Source organism: Myxacorys almedinensis A, from assembly GCF_010091945.1.
Taxonomy (GTDB): Bacteria; Cyanobacteriota; Cyanobacteriia; order Leptolyngbyales; family Leptolyngbyaceae; genus Myxacorys; species Myxacorys almedinensis.
Window position 1 is genome coordinate 259,269 of the sequence record NZ_WVIE01000003.1, and the last position, 15,782, is coordinate 275,050.

The 15,782-nt window shown below is 51.9% G+C and carries 17 protein-coding genes; 1 reads left to right on the forward strand and 16 read right to left on the reverse strand.

The window, feature by feature from the left end:
• Positions 1-15: 15 nt before the first annotated feature.
• The 16 genes from GS601_RS03995 to GS601_RS04070 all read right to left on the reverse strand — a co-directional run bounded on the left by GS601_RS03995 (position 16) and on the right by GS601_RS04070 (position 14,602).
• Positions 16-402, reverse strand: coding sequence for a GPW/gp25 family protein (locus GS601_RS03995; protein ID WP_162421968.1), 387 nt, complete (start codon positions 400-402; stop codon positions 16-18).
• Complete coding sequence (locus GS601_RS04000; protein WP_162421969.1) at positions 399-722, reverse strand: PAAR-like protein; 324 nt, start codon at positions 720-722, stop codon at positions 399-401. The genes GS601_RS03995 and GS601_RS04000 overlap by 4 nt, the downstream gene beginning before the upstream one ends.
• Before the next feature lie 29 nt (positions 723-751).
• Positions 752-1,447, reverse strand: coding sequence for a phage baseplate assembly protein V (locus tag GS601_RS04005; protein WP_162421970.1), 696 nt, complete (start codon positions 1,445-1,447; stop codon positions 752-754).
• Positions 1,444-2,514, reverse strand: coding sequence for a phage late control D family protein (locus tag GS601_RS04010; RefSeq protein ID WP_162421971.1), 1,071 nt, complete (start codon positions 2,512-2,514; stop codon positions 1,444-1,446). Before GS601_RS04010 ends, GS601_RS04005 begins: the two co-directional genes overlap by 4 nt.
• 132 nt (positions 2,515-2,646) lie before the next feature.
• Positions 2,647-3,366 (reverse strand): CIS tube protein, encoded by a 720-nt coding sequence (locus GS601_RS04015; RefSeq protein ID WP_162421972.1) that lies wholly within the window; start codon positions 3,364-3,366, stop codon positions 2,647-2,649.
• A complete protein-coding gene (locus GS601_RS04020; RefSeq protein WP_162421973.1) occupies positions 3,363-4,565 on the reverse strand; it encodes a hypothetical protein in 1,203 nt (400 codons plus the stop codon). Before GS601_RS04020 ends, GS601_RS04015 begins: the two co-directional genes overlap by 4 nt.
• Before the next feature lie 3 nt (positions 4,566-4,568).
• Positions 4,569-5,090: a phage tail protein gene (locus GS601_RS04025; protein ID WP_338016956.1), complete on the reverse strand. Its 522-nt coding sequence runs from the start codon at positions 5,088-5,090 to the stop codon at positions 4,569-4,571.
• On the reverse strand, positions 5,084-5,305 hold the full coding sequence (locus GS601_RS04030) for a DUF6760 family protein (RefSeq protein WP_162421776.1): 222 nt from the start codon (positions 5,303-5,305) through the stop codon (positions 5,084-5,086). The genes GS601_RS04025 and GS601_RS04030 overlap by 7 nt, the downstream gene beginning before the upstream one ends.
• Positions 5,260-5,625: a phage tail assembly protein gene (locus GS601_RS04035; protein WP_162421974.1), complete on the reverse strand. Its 366-nt coding sequence runs from the start codon at positions 5,623-5,625 to the stop codon at positions 5,260-5,262. The genes GS601_RS04030 and GS601_RS04035 overlap by 46 nt, the downstream gene beginning before the upstream one ends.
• A gap of 59 nt (positions 5,626-5,684) precedes the next feature.
• Entirely contained in the window at positions 5,685-6,137 is a 453-nt protein-coding gene (locus tag GS601_RS04040; protein ID WP_162421975.1) for a phage tail protein, read from the reverse strand.
• Positions 6,138-6,205: 68 nt separating this feature from the next.
• Positions 6,206-7,336 carry a phage tail sheath family protein gene (locus tag GS601_RS04045; protein WP_162421976.1) on the reverse strand — a complete coding sequence of 377 codons (1,131 nt, stop codon included), beginning with the start codon at positions 7,334-7,336 and terminating at the stop codon, positions 6,206-6,208.
• A gap of 3 nt (positions 7,337-7,339) precedes the next feature.
• Positions 7,340-8,842: a phage tail sheath subtilisin-like domain-containing protein gene (locus GS601_RS04050; protein ID WP_162421977.1), complete on the reverse strand. Its 1,503-nt coding sequence runs from the start codon at positions 8,840-8,842 to the stop codon at positions 7,340-7,342.
• A 151-nt stretch (positions 8,843-8,993) separates the two neighbouring features.
• Positions 8,994-9,638, reverse strand: a complete 645-nt coding sequence (locus GS601_RS04055; protein WP_162421978.1) for a carboxypeptidase regulatory-like domain-containing protein — start codon at positions 9,636-9,638, stop codon at positions 8,994-8,996.
• 103 nt (positions 9,639-9,741) lie between these two features.
• Positions 9,742-10,326, reverse strand: a complete 585-nt coding sequence (locus GS601_RS04060; RefSeq protein ID WP_162421979.1) for a Pvc16 family protein — start codon at positions 10,324-10,326, stop codon at positions 9,742-9,744.
• 255 nt (positions 10,327-10,581) lie between these two features.
• A complete protein-coding gene (locus tag GS601_RS04065) occupies positions 10,582-12,684 on the reverse strand; it encodes an AAA family ATPase (RefSeq protein WP_162421980.1) in 2,103 nt (700 codons plus the stop codon).
• 19 nt (positions 12,685-12,703) lie between these two features.
• Positions 12,704-14,602 (reverse strand): eCIS core domain-containing protein, encoded by a 1,899-nt coding sequence (locus tag GS601_RS04070; RefSeq protein ID WP_162421981.1) that lies wholly within the window; start codon positions 14,600-14,602, stop codon positions 12,704-12,706.
• 184 nt (positions 14,603-14,786) lie between these two features.
• Here GS601_RS04070 and GS601_RS04075 point away from each other — a divergent pair.
• On the forward strand, positions 14,787-15,782 hold a 996-nt coding region (locus tag GS601_RS04075; protein WP_162421982.1), incomplete at its 3' end, for an IS701 family transposase.

Sequence of the window (15,782 nt, forward strand, 5' to 3'; positions counted from 1 at the left end):
ACTTTGAATAGAGCGTTATTCTAGGTAAAACGGATAAACCAAATTAAAGCGATTATTCGTTGTCCGAACTTGATAATTGATTTGAATCAGCAAGCAGTTTGGCTGGTCAGGGTCAGGAGCCGCATCCACATCCAACACATCAATTCGCGCTTCCCACTCAATGAGCGATCGCCGCACCTCGCTGACCACTTGCCCGATCGCGGCGGGGCTATTGGCGGCAAACACAAAGTTGTGAATCCCACACCCAAAGTCTGGGCGCATGATTCGCTCGCCCGGAGCCGTGCTGAGAATCATCCAAATGGCTTGACGCACCGAGGTTTCGTAGTATGCCAGTTGGATTTGTCCCGTGCCATCGAGGGTGGGGGGCGTTGCCCAGCCAACCCCCAAAAAATCGCTGTTCATATCGCTTTCACTCGTGTCTGTGTAACGGTAATCGTCAGCCCCGTGCCCGTAGGCAGGCAAACGGCAGTGCTATCTTGCAACAGCACGGGTTGACCCATGACTTTGATGCGGGTGGCAGCCTGCACCCATTGAGCCGTGGTGCAAGGTCCAACGTTGGCGGGGGGTGTTGGGTTGGCGCAGCCTGCGATCGCATAAGGAAACGGTTGGGTGACGATCATCTGACCCATGACTTTGATGCGGGGATTGGGTTGAGTGGGCTGTGCTAGACCACCATGGGCACAAATCGCGGTTGCGCCTACATGCATTAAATAACCTGGCATTTCGTCACCTCTGGGTTTGCGTCACGGGTTTATTTCACTTCCAATGCGCCATAGTTGACATTGACACCTGACAAACAATTCAGCGCAATTTCTTTCGTAGCTTGCACGGTGCAGGTATTTTGCGATCGGATTTCGCATTTTTTGTTCGCTTCAATCGAGACATTATTGCCCTCGATCGCCACATCACCCGAACTTTTCAATGTAATATCTCCCTGTGCTTCAACTTTAAAGTTTTTCTTGACCTTTAGCGTGACCGAATCCGTTTTAGAATCGATTAAAATTTCGTTGTTCTGGGTTTTGTCGCGAATGATAATTTTCTCTTCTCCATCTGTATCATCTAATATAATCACATGACCGCTTCGAGATTTGATCATCCGAATATTATTCTTGCCTTGCTTATTGGAGTCGGGCGGTGCGTCTTTTCCATTCCACAAAGCCCCCAAAATGTAAGGTTCGTCAATATTGCCATGCTCAAACGCAACCAACACCTCATCATTAACTTCTAAAGGAAAATAGATACCGCGATTTGCCCCTGCCATCGGCGTTAAGACCCGCGCCCAATCGCTCTCGTCATCATTTGACATCCAGGGCAGTTTTACCTTCACTCGCCCCAGGGCTGCCTCATCTTTTGTGTTGGTCACAAGACCCACCGTTACCCCGTAATAAAATTGGGAACTCGTGTTCGATGATCCAAGCAAATCTGCTAATACGTCCCGTCCGGTCATGGTAGCTTCCTCCGTGCTGTGAAATCTGTGGAATACCCGACATTGCGAGAATAGGTGTGAGTTGCTGAAGTGACTTCATATTCTCCGCTAAACCGCCGACCGACCCCTGCAATGGTTACGTTGATGCCAGCCTTTAGATCAGGCAAGCCCTGACAGTGACCCTCTGCGCTAATGTAGAGCGAGGCTTGCTGGTTAAATTGCTGAAGCGCGATTTGATCGGCTTCTTCTTGACTTGCGATCGGGAGATCCAAAATAGCCCGTTTGACGGCTCCAAATTCTTGCTTTGCGATCGCAGGTCCCGTTTTAGATGATCCTGGTCTGGGCGCTTCGATTTTTGAAGACGCTTTGCCTATAAACAGCTTTTTTTCCTGGGGGTTCCAGCCCCGCACCTCGACCTGAGTCACCTGGCTCAGCACACTGAGGCGCGGCGAAAATTCCAGCAAGGTTTCTCCCCACGTTAGGGTTAGGGTGCTGGCGCTTTGGCGTTGGGCAGGGCGAAAATGCAGAGTTTTATCCTCAATCGTCACGTCGTAGTTGATGCGGTTGGCGCGGGTTTGCAGAAAGTTCCAGTCGGTTTGATTGTGCTGCCAAACATGGTCTAGCCGAATTTTGGTATCTTCGACTTGAGCCGCCAAGTTTGCCTCTGTCGCAATTTTGCGGGCAATGTCACTCTCTTTCATTTGCTTAAACGATCGCGTCTTTTCCCCCAGCATCAACCGATAGCGAAAATCATGCCCCCGCACTACCAAAGTGGGATAGTCGTCTTTCTCAAACTGCGTTTCTAACCCCGTGATTTCCCCAATCATCAGCCGCTGCGATCGGTTTCCATACCCCATCTGAATCTCGACCTCATTGCCAATCTCAAACAGTGCATCATCTGCCCATGTCACTTGCCCTTTAACCAAATCCCAGGTGTAAATTTGCAGGGTAAACATGCCCATCGTGTCTACCGATTGATCAACCGTGGTCGTGAGCAGATCGGCATAAGCTGCGATCGGCAAGCGCCGTTGGTTGATCAAAATATCCAGGGTAGGGGCTAGGGTTTGAGCACCGGAAAAGAGGTTCATAACTAGGTTTCAAGCATTGGTTTAAGTGTTGATTCAAGCGTTGATTCAAGGATTAGTTTAAGCATTCGTTTAATAATTGGTTTAAGTATTAATTTAAGCATTGGTCTAAGCATAGGTTCAGCATAGTTTGTTTTAAAGTCGCAGTGGGGGCACAGTGATGCGTTGTCCCGGAATCAGCGCTAACGGATTGTCCATCTGATTGGCTTCGGCAATCACCCGCCACAGCCGGGGATCGTTATATTCCTCGGCGGCAATGCTGCTGAGGGTTTCGCCACGCCGCACCAAGCGGGTTGGATCGTCGATCGGGTTTTGGGCTTTTTGCCGCATCTCTGGAGGCAGCCATTCTTCAAATTCGCAGGTGAGCGTCGCGCGGATCGGCACGCCACTTGGCAAAAATCGCGTAAAACTTTTGCTGACTTGCCGTAATACCCCCTGAAATAGCACGGCATCCCTCAAACCCCACACCAGTCGGCAAATCGGCGGACGCAATTTTCCGCCTAGCCCCCCTTTCTTTTCGGTGAGGTGGTAAATGCGGCTGGTGTGGCGTCGCACATCGGGCGATCGCCCAAACAAACCAACGCTGGGCAACAGCGACGATCGCCCCAGGGCTGCCGTTGCCAAGGTGCTGCCCAATCCTGCGATCGCAGGGGCAGGTAAGCTGGTGTCGAAAAATAGCGCCACGCTCAAAACAGCAGGGTCGTCTGCTGGAACTGGGCCATTTACGCCCTGCCGCCAGCCCACTTTGCTGATATCGATTTGGTTGGGGTTAAAAAGCGCTTCGATCGGGTTAATTACATCAAAGTTGGGGTAGCTGTCTTCTACCAAAATCTTGAGTTTTACAAGTTCTGTCATCGTCCACCTCGCCGTTCTCGTTCAACTGCCATTCGCCGTAATAGTCGTCGTTCGACTTGAAGGGTCAATGCTGCCACATCGACTTTGGGAGGAACATCAGGAGGACGCGGTTGTTCTGGGATGGGCGCTGGGCTGGCAGGTTGAGCCGCCGCAGGTTGAGAGACCGTATCGTGAGACAGGGCAGAGGAGCGCTGTGCTAAAGCTTGGGAGTGATTTTTTTGAATGGTTTCAGCGTCTGGTCTATGGGGTAACGCAGGCTGTGAGGAACGTTGGGCAGCAGGGGATTCGGGGATCTGCGATTGGCTCTGCCAAACTCCGAAGGATCGCGCCGCTACCATCGGAGGATTTAGAGAGTTGGAGAGTTGGAGAGTTGGAGGGTTGGAGGGTCGCACTAATGGCATTGAGTTCGCCAATTGTGGTTGGGGATCAGACCAGCGATCAGCTTGATCAAGTCGATTAGCGCGGCGGGAAAATACGAGTTGATCAGATGAAAGATCAGCCTTTGAATTTTTTTGAAACGCTTTTATTGGTGAGGCAGAAACAAGTTTGATAGCACTTGGTGCAACAGAGCGCTGAATTGAAACTGCATCAGATCCTGGCTCCGTTGCATCCCTGAACCCTTGCGAAGCGACCCTCTCCCAGTCGGGCATCCGAGGCGAAATTAGCATCGAAGGCTGCACGATCGGCAGGGTTCTTCCCTCAGCAGCCCCCAAGGCGCGATTAGCCCCATCCCCCAGTGGCTCCGATGCTCGGCTTGAAGTTGCGGCGTTGTGAATCGGCATAGAGGGCGACAGTGACCCCAAATCTGACCCAGGCAAGTCAGCGGATAAGCTTGCCTGGGCTGCCGTTGCTGCCGTAGAGTTTGTAAATTTAGCTTGAATAACGGTCGGTTGGCTGACAGATAGCTGGGGCTGCCGAGAGGTAGAACTTGGTGCGGCAGAGGTCGGTTCAGAATTGAGCGGGACGGGTTGGGCATATACGATCGCAGGTGCATTTGCCTGCTCGTCGATCGTCGCGGCATAGCGTTGCCGGAGATGATCAACTAAAGGCAAGCGATCGTAGAGATCGAGCGATCGCCCAAAAATCTGATGGGCAAGCCGAGTTGCGCCGCCCCCCGGCTGCACCACAGGACGCAACAATCGACGAGTCAAGCTTGGATTTAAGGCAGTCTGCCAAGACTGTAGGGATGAATCGCTCATAGCTCATAGTCCCGGAATAATGCCTGCTCCGCCAACGGCTCCCAATAGCTGAGATGCCAACGGTTTTGTAATGCCGCGATGCACCAGTTCTAGCTGCGTCACCGCCACCTCTGTGGTGTTGCTGGCATTAAACTGCGGACCGATCCACTTCACCGGATACGCATCCCGAAAATTCCACCACATGACCGGCAGCCGTTGGCGATCGAGCAGCAAAACCGACCCATTCAGCAGCGTCACAATGCCCTGAGCCGTTGCCGAATACCAATTCCACAATAGATCCACATTTGTCAGGCCCTGAGTTAAGACCAAATTGGGATAGGTCACCTGAGTTGGAAACTGGTGAACGAAGCCATTCACGCCGCCTTCCCGATATTCCTGCACCTCAATTTCGCTTTCCAACCCCGAAACTTCTGAAAATCCTCCGGCAATTAAGCCGCCGATTTCCACCAAAAAGTTGTACCCCATAAACGGGTCAGGGCGCAGAAAACGGTGCAGTCGATCGGCTGATCCAACGATGTTTACCACGGTTCGCTCCTTGCTGATTGATCTTGCGATCGCTGATTTATTCGTGCCACTTCTGCCACCCACTGCTGCCGTTCCCGGTGTGCCAGCGTCATGATTTGGTCATACGACCAGTGAAAATAATACGCCAGATACGCTACCTCCTCGCGCAAGCGATCGCTGGGGTAGCGAGTTACTCCCCCACGGGCACTGGCTCCACCTGAAACTCGCCCTGGCAATGGGGACAGGTAACGTGCAACCGGCTGTGGTTGTTCTGGTTGATGCGCTGATAAAAATCTTGCAAATAAACCAGATCAGCCGAAAACAGTTTTTCCAGCATTTTAGGATTGACCGCTGGCAAATCGCCCAGCCGCGTAATTACCCGCGAGAGCAAAATCAGCACCAGATACCCCGGATTTGCCTGCACTCGCGGATCTTGTAACGGGGCAATTTCGTCGTAGGCAGTCGAGAGGCGCATCGTGCCTTCACAGTGCACCGTCCCCTCTGGGTCGAGATAGCCTTGGGGCAACAGGAATGGAAATTCGGTCTGCTCAAGCATAAATTCCAAGCACAGATTCAAAGAGAAAAAGACAGACGCTAGCGGTTGACCCGCCGCCGTTATGACCAGCGATCCACAGTGACCCCTTCATGCACCAATTCCAGCGACTCGATCGCAACGCCATCGGTGGTGGCATCCAAATCGGGGGCAGTCCAGGTGGTGGGCCAGCAGTTGGATAAATTCCAGCGAATCTTTTCTGCCCCGGTTTGATCGAGCAGCACGATCGACACTTCTCGTCGGTCGGTCGTTCCATTCATCACCCCCTGACGCCAGCGCCACAGTTCATCATTGTTGGTGATGCCGCGTTGCAGGGTGATGTTGCCGTAGCTGTTGAGACCGGGCAGTTTCCGCATCGTGGGCGGATCGGTTCCCTCGCGATATTCAGTTGCAGTTTGGGTCGTGTTTAACCCAGAACACTGTCTAAATCCGGCGTGAATAATGCCATTCCACTCAACGAAAAAGTTATAGCCATAATACGGATCAGGCTGGTGGGGAGGCTTGCGATCGGCCATAGTTGAACCTCAAATAAAGAGTAAATAAAGCAAGGAAACGTAGACTCAGCATGGAATAGGACTCGGCTCTAAGCCGCCGTGACGCCGCTCGTGCCATGAATCAAGCGAACCACGATAAACTCGTTCGGCAGAGTCGGCGCAAGCCCAATTTCGGTAATCACTCGACCGCGATCGCGCTCCTCTGGGGGATTGGTTTCTGCATTGCACTTCACGAAAAAGGCTTCCTGGGGAACCCGCCCCTGAAGAGCACCTTGCTGCAACAGAGTTTCACAGAACGCATTTAGCTCTCGCTCGATCCGAATCCACAGTTGAACTTCGTTCGGCTCAAACGCCACATCCGCCAGACGCAACTCCACCCAGCGCACCACCGTCAGAAACAACCGACGCACATTGATATATCGCCAGTTCGCATCGGTGCTCAGCGTCCGCCCGCCCCAAACTCGGATGCCTCGCCCCGGAAACGCCCGCAGACAGTTGATGCCTGCCACTTGCAGGTCTGGGTTGAGCCGAAACTGGTCAGCATTGGTGAGCGCGCGTTTGACATCCAAAACCCCTTCGAGGGCATAGTTTGCCGGAAGCTGATGCACCCCCACGGCGCGATCGCTGCGAGCAAAAACCCCCGCCACATGCCCACACGGCGGCACAAAACTGCCGATCGGCTGATTCTCGTCTTGAATCCAGGGAAAATACAGCGCGGCGTTAGCGCTAGAGAGCGATCGCTGTTGATGTTGCACCGCATCTAGGCTCAGGTCGTAACCCGCATCCAGAATCGCAAAGCGATCGCCCAACTGATCGCAGTGGTCTAACACAGCTTGCTGCATGCGTCGGATTTGCTCCGATGAGCGGGTCGGATGCACGATGTCAGGAGCGCACACAAGATCCATTCGATCGAGGGGCGCGATCGCGTCTAGCCCCTGAGCCAAGGCGTTCTCAACCGGCAGATTTGGGTCGAGGCGGATCACGTAGCATAACTGTCCTCCGTTGTTAAAAAATCCATACACAGCCGACGATAGATAGCCAGCAGATCGCCCAAAGCTCGCTGTAAACTGCGTCCAGAGGGTCAGGGCTTGAGGAATGTTTACCGCTCCGGTGTCGGCAAATCCCAGAAAAGCGCAGACGCCGGTGAGCAATTCGGGTGCAGGCGTTGGAAAAATTTCTTCTAGATAAACACCGGGCGATCGCGAGTGCAGACGTGCCATGGGCTACCCTCCGTTAGCATCAGAGCGTTGACTGAGCCGGAAGATCACAAACTCGGCAGGCTTCACGACCGCCACCCCAATTTCGGTGATCACCTGACCGCGATCGCGCGATTCGGGCGGGTTGGTTTCCGCATCACATTTGACGTAAAACGCTTCTTCTGGCGTGGTGCCAAACAGCGCCCCACTGCGCCAAACGGTGAGCAAAAATGCCGTCACATTGCGCCGAATTCTTGCCCACAAGTCTGGAGAATTGGGTTCAAATACTGCCCACTGCGTGCCTTCATCGATCGACTCACGCAGAAAGTTCATCAAGCGCCGCACGCTGATGTACACCATCTCCGGATTGTCTTCGCCGCCCAGCGTTCGTGCGCCCCAGACGCGAATATTGCCATTGAGGGCACGAATGCAGTTGATGCCTTTAGGGTTTAGCCCGTCTTGCTGCCGTTTGCTGAGGTTATACTTCAAGCCCACCGCACCGAGCACCGATTCGTTTGCCGGAGCCTTGAACACCCCTCGTTGGTTATCCACACGGGCGTAAATTCCGGCGATATGCCCACTTGGGGGGACAAAGATTTGGCGATTGGTGGCAGGGTCAAAAACCTGTAACCAAGGGAAATACAGCGCCACATAGTCAGAGTTGAAGGGTTTCAGCGTCTCTAAAAGTGTAGGACTGCTCAAATCTGCGGTTTCAACCCCATCGAGCACCGCGACGCGATCTTGCATCTGTTCACAATGCGCCCGAATTTTGCCCAGCGTATCACTCCGAGATGCGATCGCAGCGTCGGGGATCATGCCGGGAACAGCAACGATCGCAATTTCATCGATCGCTTCAAACTGCGTCAAAGCATCCTCTACGTCTTCCTCCGCAGCGACCGACACTACATAACAGCGCGTGCCCCCATTCCGAAAAAAGCCATAAACCGCGTGTGCCAGCAAACTTTGACCCGCCCTTGTTGAGAAGTCGCCGAAAAACTTTTTGAACTCACTGAAATTTGTACACAGTTTGACTTCGTTTGCCGCCGCCAAATCAACGGTTGTTGGTTCTGTTGCCCTAGGGAGGGTTGCCGTCCCACCCCCCACCGGAACCGGCGCAGCCACCCGCAACTGAAAAAACCCGGTGATTTTAGCCTCATCGGCGGGGGCGGTATCAAATTCTACAACTGCCCGATTTCCCTCATTTTTAAGACTGACTGCCGTCCGTGCCCGACCATTCACCGCAAAGCCAAAGCTCCCCGCATCGGTCACAACGTCTGCGGTGGAAAATTGAGATGTTTTGGGTAGCTCAAATTCCTTCTGAGTTCCATCTCCGGTGCCAATGTCCACAGGCGCATCTTGAGAACCGATCGATTGAAATGTTGTGTCGTCGGGAGGTGTTGGGGCGGTTTCACCGTTGGTGGCAATTACACCAATAAAGCCAGCCGTACTAGTTCCAACGCCAGCGATCGGGGCATTTCCCGATGACACTTCCTCAACGTATACACCCGGTGAGAAATAGTTAGTGGGCATTCGCGTTGCTCCTTGAGAATGAATTTGGAATCGCTAAATAAAACGAAATAGGAAAGGGTGAAATGGTAAATTTAAATAAAAGGCTTTTAGAATGTTTGAATTCCCTTCAGTTATAGAAAGAGGAACGTAAAACACTCACCGTTGCAAATTGCTAGTTGCGCTTCAAGTTAAAATCCAAGGTTTGCACCTGTCCTTGACTTAGCTGCACGCCTGTAGCCACGGTCTGATATCCCACCGCCGAAACTGTGACGATCGGTCTTGGCGAATCAAGCGGGGGTTGCCACACCTCTAGTTGGGTCAGCAAATATTGACCAGCGCGATCGCTAAACGCGAGGGTTGGGCTACCTTCTACTTGAATTTTTGCCATGGCAATTGGCTCATCTCCGGTGCTGATCTGCCCCTTGAGTGCCGTTGTGGGCAAAGCAATCTCAACGATGTGATGGCGAATTGTGCCCTCGGTATCACGGGAAACAGTGATGTTTTGAACGATCGCCCGATCGTAACGGGTGCCAGAGTTGGGTAGCGAAACCGTCAGGCTATAATCGCCATCTGGTAAGTCTAGAAAACTGAAATGCCCTTGAGTCGCCGTATGAGTGCGATCGGGGCGATGGCGCAAGGTGACCCATTTTTCGCCATGCTGCATCGCGTTGAGCGCGAGCCAACGGGTAAACCGCTCTGGCGCGTGAGTAATATGCACCTCGGCACCGCCGATCGCAGCGCCCGTTTCAGCATCAGCCACCATACCCGCGATCGCAACTTGGTGGCGGGCTGTCTTCAGGTTGATCCACGTCGTCATTGCACCCCCTTACCTTACAAATCAAGCCGAACAAATAGAACCGATGATCGACTCCTAGTCCCTCAGTTCAGCTTCGACAGACCACTCGTGATCCCTAAATAAATCACAGGCGTTTATCGACAACAAGCGGCACCGTCTCTGCTTCAGAATAAACCGGGACAGAAATCGTCACCGTGTAATTCATGGCAGGCTTGGGGCGTCCCCCCATGGCTTGCCAAAACTCACCTAGACTTTGCAATTGGGCTGGACGAAGCGCCAGCGATCGCAGGGGCGGTTCTTGCCCTCGCAATTTTCCCTGTAAGATGGCGGCTGGAAGAATAGGATAGCGGAGCAGCGCTTCCATCACTTCTCCTAACAGGCTGTGCTCGGTTTGGGGATCGGGTCGGGTGCTAGACGACCAGACCGTAGCCAGATAAGAGCAATCGACCCGCACAGGAGGACGACTTCTCCGCGCTGTTCCGTTCGGTTGGCGATCAACCGCCCATTGCGTGTTTCGCAATTCCAAGTTTTCTCGCACATCATATAGAAACAGATTGATCACCGGAGCGTTGGAAAGTTGGCTAGTAAACTCGCGATCAGGCGTTGCAAAACTGATCGATACTCTGGTGGCAGCCTCTGCTCCCACTAAGGCTGGAGGGAGTTCACGTTTGAGTAATTCCTCTAACGTTTTATCCAGGTCGCTAAGCATTCCGACATCTCCTACCCTTGTAAGACATCAATCAACGCAAGTTTAATAGCGTTTTCGTTCTCGACCTCATTAGTTATAAGGTATAAAGTTGCAATTTTAGAGTTCAATACAGAAAAGTTAAGGATTTTGCTGCGTAATTATTTTTAATGGTTGAGATAGAGTTAAGAATTTCTAAGTTTACTTAAGCCTTGCGATTAGTATAGATGTCACCCGAAGGAACCGCACCTAATCAGGTCTTGCGATCGCAGATCCATCTCATTCGTCCATCAACACTTTGCCCATTTTTTGATATTCCCGCCGCACCGCGTGAAGCAGATGCCGCATTTGCAAAGGTTCTTCTTCACTAGCTGCCAAAAACGCCGCCGCCACAGCAATGTTGCGAATGTTGGCTCCGGTAATCTCGAAGCGTCGAGCTAACCCATTTAAATCGAGATCGGCGCTTTGAGGCAGGGTGTCGGGCAAAATTTGTTGCCAAATCCGCATGCGATCGCGCTGATTGGGGGGTGGAAAATCAATGAGAAACCGCAATCGGCGAACAAACGCATCGTCTAGATTGCTTTGCAAATTGGTAGTTAAAATGGCGATGCCTTCATACTCTTCCATCTTTTGCAAGAGATAACCGATTTCTAGATTTGCATAGCGATCGTGGGAATCTTTGATCTCCGATCGTTTACCAAATAGGGCATCCGCTTCATCAAACAACAGAATTGCGTTAGAGTTGGCAGCCGTGGTAAAGATGCGATCGAGGTTTTTCTCGGTTTCGCCGATGTATTTGCTTACTACTTGAGACAAGTCAATTTTGTACAGATCAAGCTGTAACTCGTGAGCAATCACCTCAGCCGCCATTGTTTTCCCGGTTCCGGGCTGACCTGAAAACAAAACATTCAAGCCTTTGCCCAGAGATAGTTTCCGCTCAAATCCCCAGTCGCCATAGACCTGATGCCGATGTTTCGCCTGATCACAAAGTTCGTGCAAGAGCTTGAGTTGATCGGGCGGCAGAATGATGTCGTCCCACCTGTATTTCGGTTCAACTTTGCGGGCAAGGGTTTCTAACTCGTGACCCGATTGAGTGCGAGCCGCCGCAAATAAATCCAAAATTGAGGGATGGGTGTTGGCGTGTAAGTTAGCGGTATGCTGGGCAGTCGCGATCGCATCTGCAATTTGCTCATCGGTAAGCCGAAACCGATCGGCTAATGCATCTAAATCGGGATCATCTAACGCCAGATCGATCGCGGCTAAATCGGTTTGCCAGCGATCGCGGCGGTGATGAAAGTGAGGCATCGGAAAGGGCAAGGTCACAACCCCCAATGGCTCTGGGCTTCCGGGTCTCCACGATCTCGTTCCCGATAACAACGTGATTCCTCGACTTGTGGCTAAGGCAGTAAGCAACCATTTGTGAGCGTCTGGCTCAAGCGCGTCGATCCCGTCTAGATGCAGCACCGCGTTTTGGAACCAGGCATCGCGAAACAGACACTTTAACAGCGGTTCAACGGTGGCTTTGGGTTCAAGAATGCGGGTTAAATCTGCGATCAAAAGCGGGGTTTGCAGTTGGGTTGCAAGTGCGATCGCAGTTTGCCGTTTTGCCGGACGATCGACGCCTTGAAAATACAGCCGTAATGGTTTCTGGGTTTGCCAGTGTTGCTGCACGAGTCGCAAAAGCGATTTCTTCGGAGGGTCGTTTTGCTCTAGTTGAGCCAATTTTGCAGGGTCTTGAGTGTTGTTTTTAGAATCGATCCATTGACAAAAAGGCGTCAATCGCTCATCTATTCCTGGTTGACCCAGCAGAAATCGCAGGAGCGAATCATCGAGATGCAATTCCCGTCCTAATAAGGTCGGTTTAGGGTGCGTTGGGTCGGTCACGAGATGCAGTAAGGCGTGGTGAATGAGCGGGGCACCAGTGGCAAAGTGAGCGCGACGATCGAGCCGCTCAGCCGCCGATGCACACAGTAAATTCAACGCTAAGTCAACACTGGGTCGCTGACATCGGACATCATCTTGCAAATAGGCATAGAGCCGTTCATAGCGTCGATCGAGTTCGGGAGCCAGCGCGATCGCAATGACTTCGAGATCAAATTCAGATAATTCAAACGTTTGCTGTAACCATGACCAACGAGATTGCTGCGGGGTTAATTGCGGTACACCCGCATCGTCTGGAGAAGCTTTCAACGGAAAAAGCGGAACGCCTGGAGGTCGGCTGAGCAAGCGATCGACCTCACCGGGATCGATGTGCATTCCGCGATAGGGATCGGTTTCTGCTTCAGCACCAAACGTTTTGTGTGCGGCTGCGATCGCATATTCTAACCGTCGATCGAGCCGTTGTAACCAGGGCAAGAGTTCATCTAGAGCAGAATCCTTCACATTAAGCGCTCCAACTTAACTACGGTGCATTTGTTGCATCCACCACTTGCCCAAAATAGCTTTTTGCACTGTTCGCCTTGGTCGGTTTATCCAAGTTTTTCTTGAGCAAATCTTCACCAATGATCGCCCACTGCTCTAGATCCGTAACTTCTCCGAGATCCTTTAGCTTGCGCTTGACATGCTCAAATCGTGCGATCGTTGCCTCAATTTCTGCATTCGTCAGGAGTCCTGTTAAGACGTTACGAACTTGATTAGAAGACACTCGATTGATGGAATCTTTCACCGCTTTGTCAACAAACGAAGGCAACCCTTTGAAATGCGATTGCCATCTCCCTTTGCCAATTCCTGGAACCCCTAATGTGCCTTGATCGGTTCGTCCCTCAACAAAGGCTTCATTGCTTTTCTCGCCAAATGCCAGATCGTTGTCAATCCCGGTTACTTTACCCGTTTCTTTATCAATAAAATAGTTTCCAGGATGGCGATCCAACTGCCCGATAATGGCGTCTAGCACTTGCAGCGTAGATAAATCTCTTCGGGTTTGTGCATTCCCATAGTCGATCGATCGGTCATAGGTAACAAGATTCAGCTTGGGAGACGCTCCGGGTGCAGCTTCCGAGACACTCCCTATCTGATTGTTGTGAGCAGCAAATTCAGTCTGGGTCAAAATATCAGTGCCCAATAGCTGATCGATGCGGGAGGCTGCCACGGCTCGCGCGGCTTGATCGCTCTTTTGAGGGATGCCTTGAACACTTGCCGTATAAGCCTTCTGACTTGGCTCAAGCAAAGGTTTAAAGAAACCAACCTTACGACCTTCAGGAGTGTCATAAACCAATCGGCTCACCGTTGCCATATTGCCACTCGCCTGTTTCCCCTGTTGACCAGGAACCAAATTTTTGTCAATAAAATCTGTTCCGCCTTCCTTTGTAATGCTGTGAATGAGTTCCTCGTGAAAGACCGAATACATCTCATTTTTCGGTCCTTCTTCAAGCAGGTGAGGATAGTCCTCGGCGTACTTCTGCAAGACTTCATCGGTGATTTGACGCGGCGTTTTCGCTCGTCCTTCTTTACGTTCAATGCCTTCAAGATGACGCCCGATGTCAATGGGTGGCAAATTTGCCAGGGAAGACTGTCTTTGAGGTTGGTTTTGGGCAAGCGCAGGTTGATTAACAGGAATAATTTGAATGGGGGGTGGGTTTCGTCGATCTTGCGCGCCTCTACGACCAGACTCGCCAAGCTTAATTCCATACTTGTTTCCCAGTTTGTATCGCAGATCCTTAAGAGGTTTTCGTTGGATGGCTCCACCTGTTGCGGGAGTCGTAGAGGGTTGACTGCTGACGTGCTGACTCGCCATTTGAACCGGTTCAGCCAGAGCGGCTTTCGCTCCCATTGCCTCTGCCTCCGCTTCCAGTCTCGGATCGCTATTCAGGGATAAGTCTGATCCCGAAGGAGTTGGCACTCGCCGCGATCGCTGCTGCACCACATGCGCCAGTTCATGTCCTAGCCGTTTCTTCCCGTCTGGGGTTTCAAAGTTAGCGTAACCGGGAGCCACCCCGATGTTTTTGCCATCGGTCAGCGCTTCAGCATTTAACTCCGTGGCTGCCCTCCCTTTATGCACGCGAATCTCTGAGAAGTCTGTCCCAAACGCAAACTCCATCTGTTGCCGGACAGGATCAGGCAGGGGTTGACCGCGACCCGCAAACAACTCCTGAGATAACCCCCGAAACGAAGGTGCAGGCGGCGCAGAACGCTCTGCGATGCCAGAGAGAGACCGATCCGCGATCGCCTGATGAGTTGCCCGATTGCCCCTAGCCGCCTGAAATTGCAGCACCGGATGCTCAGGCTCTCTGGTGGGTGGGCAATGTTGCTGATGAACCTCCGCAGCACTCGTTTTGTCGACATTAACTTGCGGTTGTTTCATCTCTCGCCCCCCGCGATCGATATTGGGTATATCCTTTATAAAAGATATAGTGCCAAAAATCGATATAGAAACGTTAAGGAGCGATCGCTTCTCAACCATCAGAGACTTAACTTAGCTCGACTTTATCCATCTTGAAGGAGAGGAAAGGAAGCAAGATTAGGAAAGCGTTGTTTGATTTGTCCTGATGAGCTTGCTACCGAAAGAATTTCTGTCCTTGATCCTAACGTTTGCGCCCCTCTTTTCCAAACCCGTGTGGGAGTCAGCCCTGGTTCTGCTAATCGGTGCGATTGTAGCACCGGGCAAACGCACCGTCAGTTCAATTTTACGGGCAATGGGAATGCAGCAGGAACCCCACTTCCAAAACTATCATCGCGTTCTTAATCGTGCTGTCTGGTCAAGTCGCCAAGCAAGTCGATTACTATTGCAACAGTTGGTCACTGCGTTTGTTCCAAGTGGGACATTAGTGATGGGCATCGATGACACGATTGAGCGACGGTGGGGTAAGCGCATTGCAGCCCGAGGAATTTACCGTGACCCAGTGCGCTCTAGTGATAGCCATTTTGTCAAAACGAGTGGATTGCGATGGCTCAGTTTGATGCTGCTGGTTCCAATTCCTTGGGCGCAACGGGTTTGGGCACTGCCCTTCTTCACCGTTTTAGCACCGTCTGAGCGCTATCACCAGACTCACAAACAACGACATAAGACTTTGCTCGATTGGGGACGACAGATGCTCACGCAAGTCAGACGATGGATACCGCAGCGAACCCTTGTCTTGGTTGGCGATAGCAGTTTTGCTGCTCTAGAGTGGCTCGAAGCACTCCGACAACTTCCTACAGCCGTTTATGTGGTCACCCGATTACGATGCGATGCGGCGCTCTATGAATCCGCACCGAAACGTCAAGCCAAACAAATGGGTCGCCCTCGCAAAGTTGGCAAACGATTACCCACACTCAAGTCACTGCTCGATGCCCCTCAGACAACCTGGCAAGGGTTAACGATTGAGGGGTGGTACGGCGGACGCACTGGTGAACTTCAAGTGACCTCTGACACTGCTGTTTGGTATCACACCGGATTGCCTGCTGTTCCCATTCGTTGGGTACTGGTCATACCAAATCAAAAAATGCCTGCGACAGATAGTGCATTTACGATAAAGCTAAAGCCAGTGACAGAAGCAACGGTT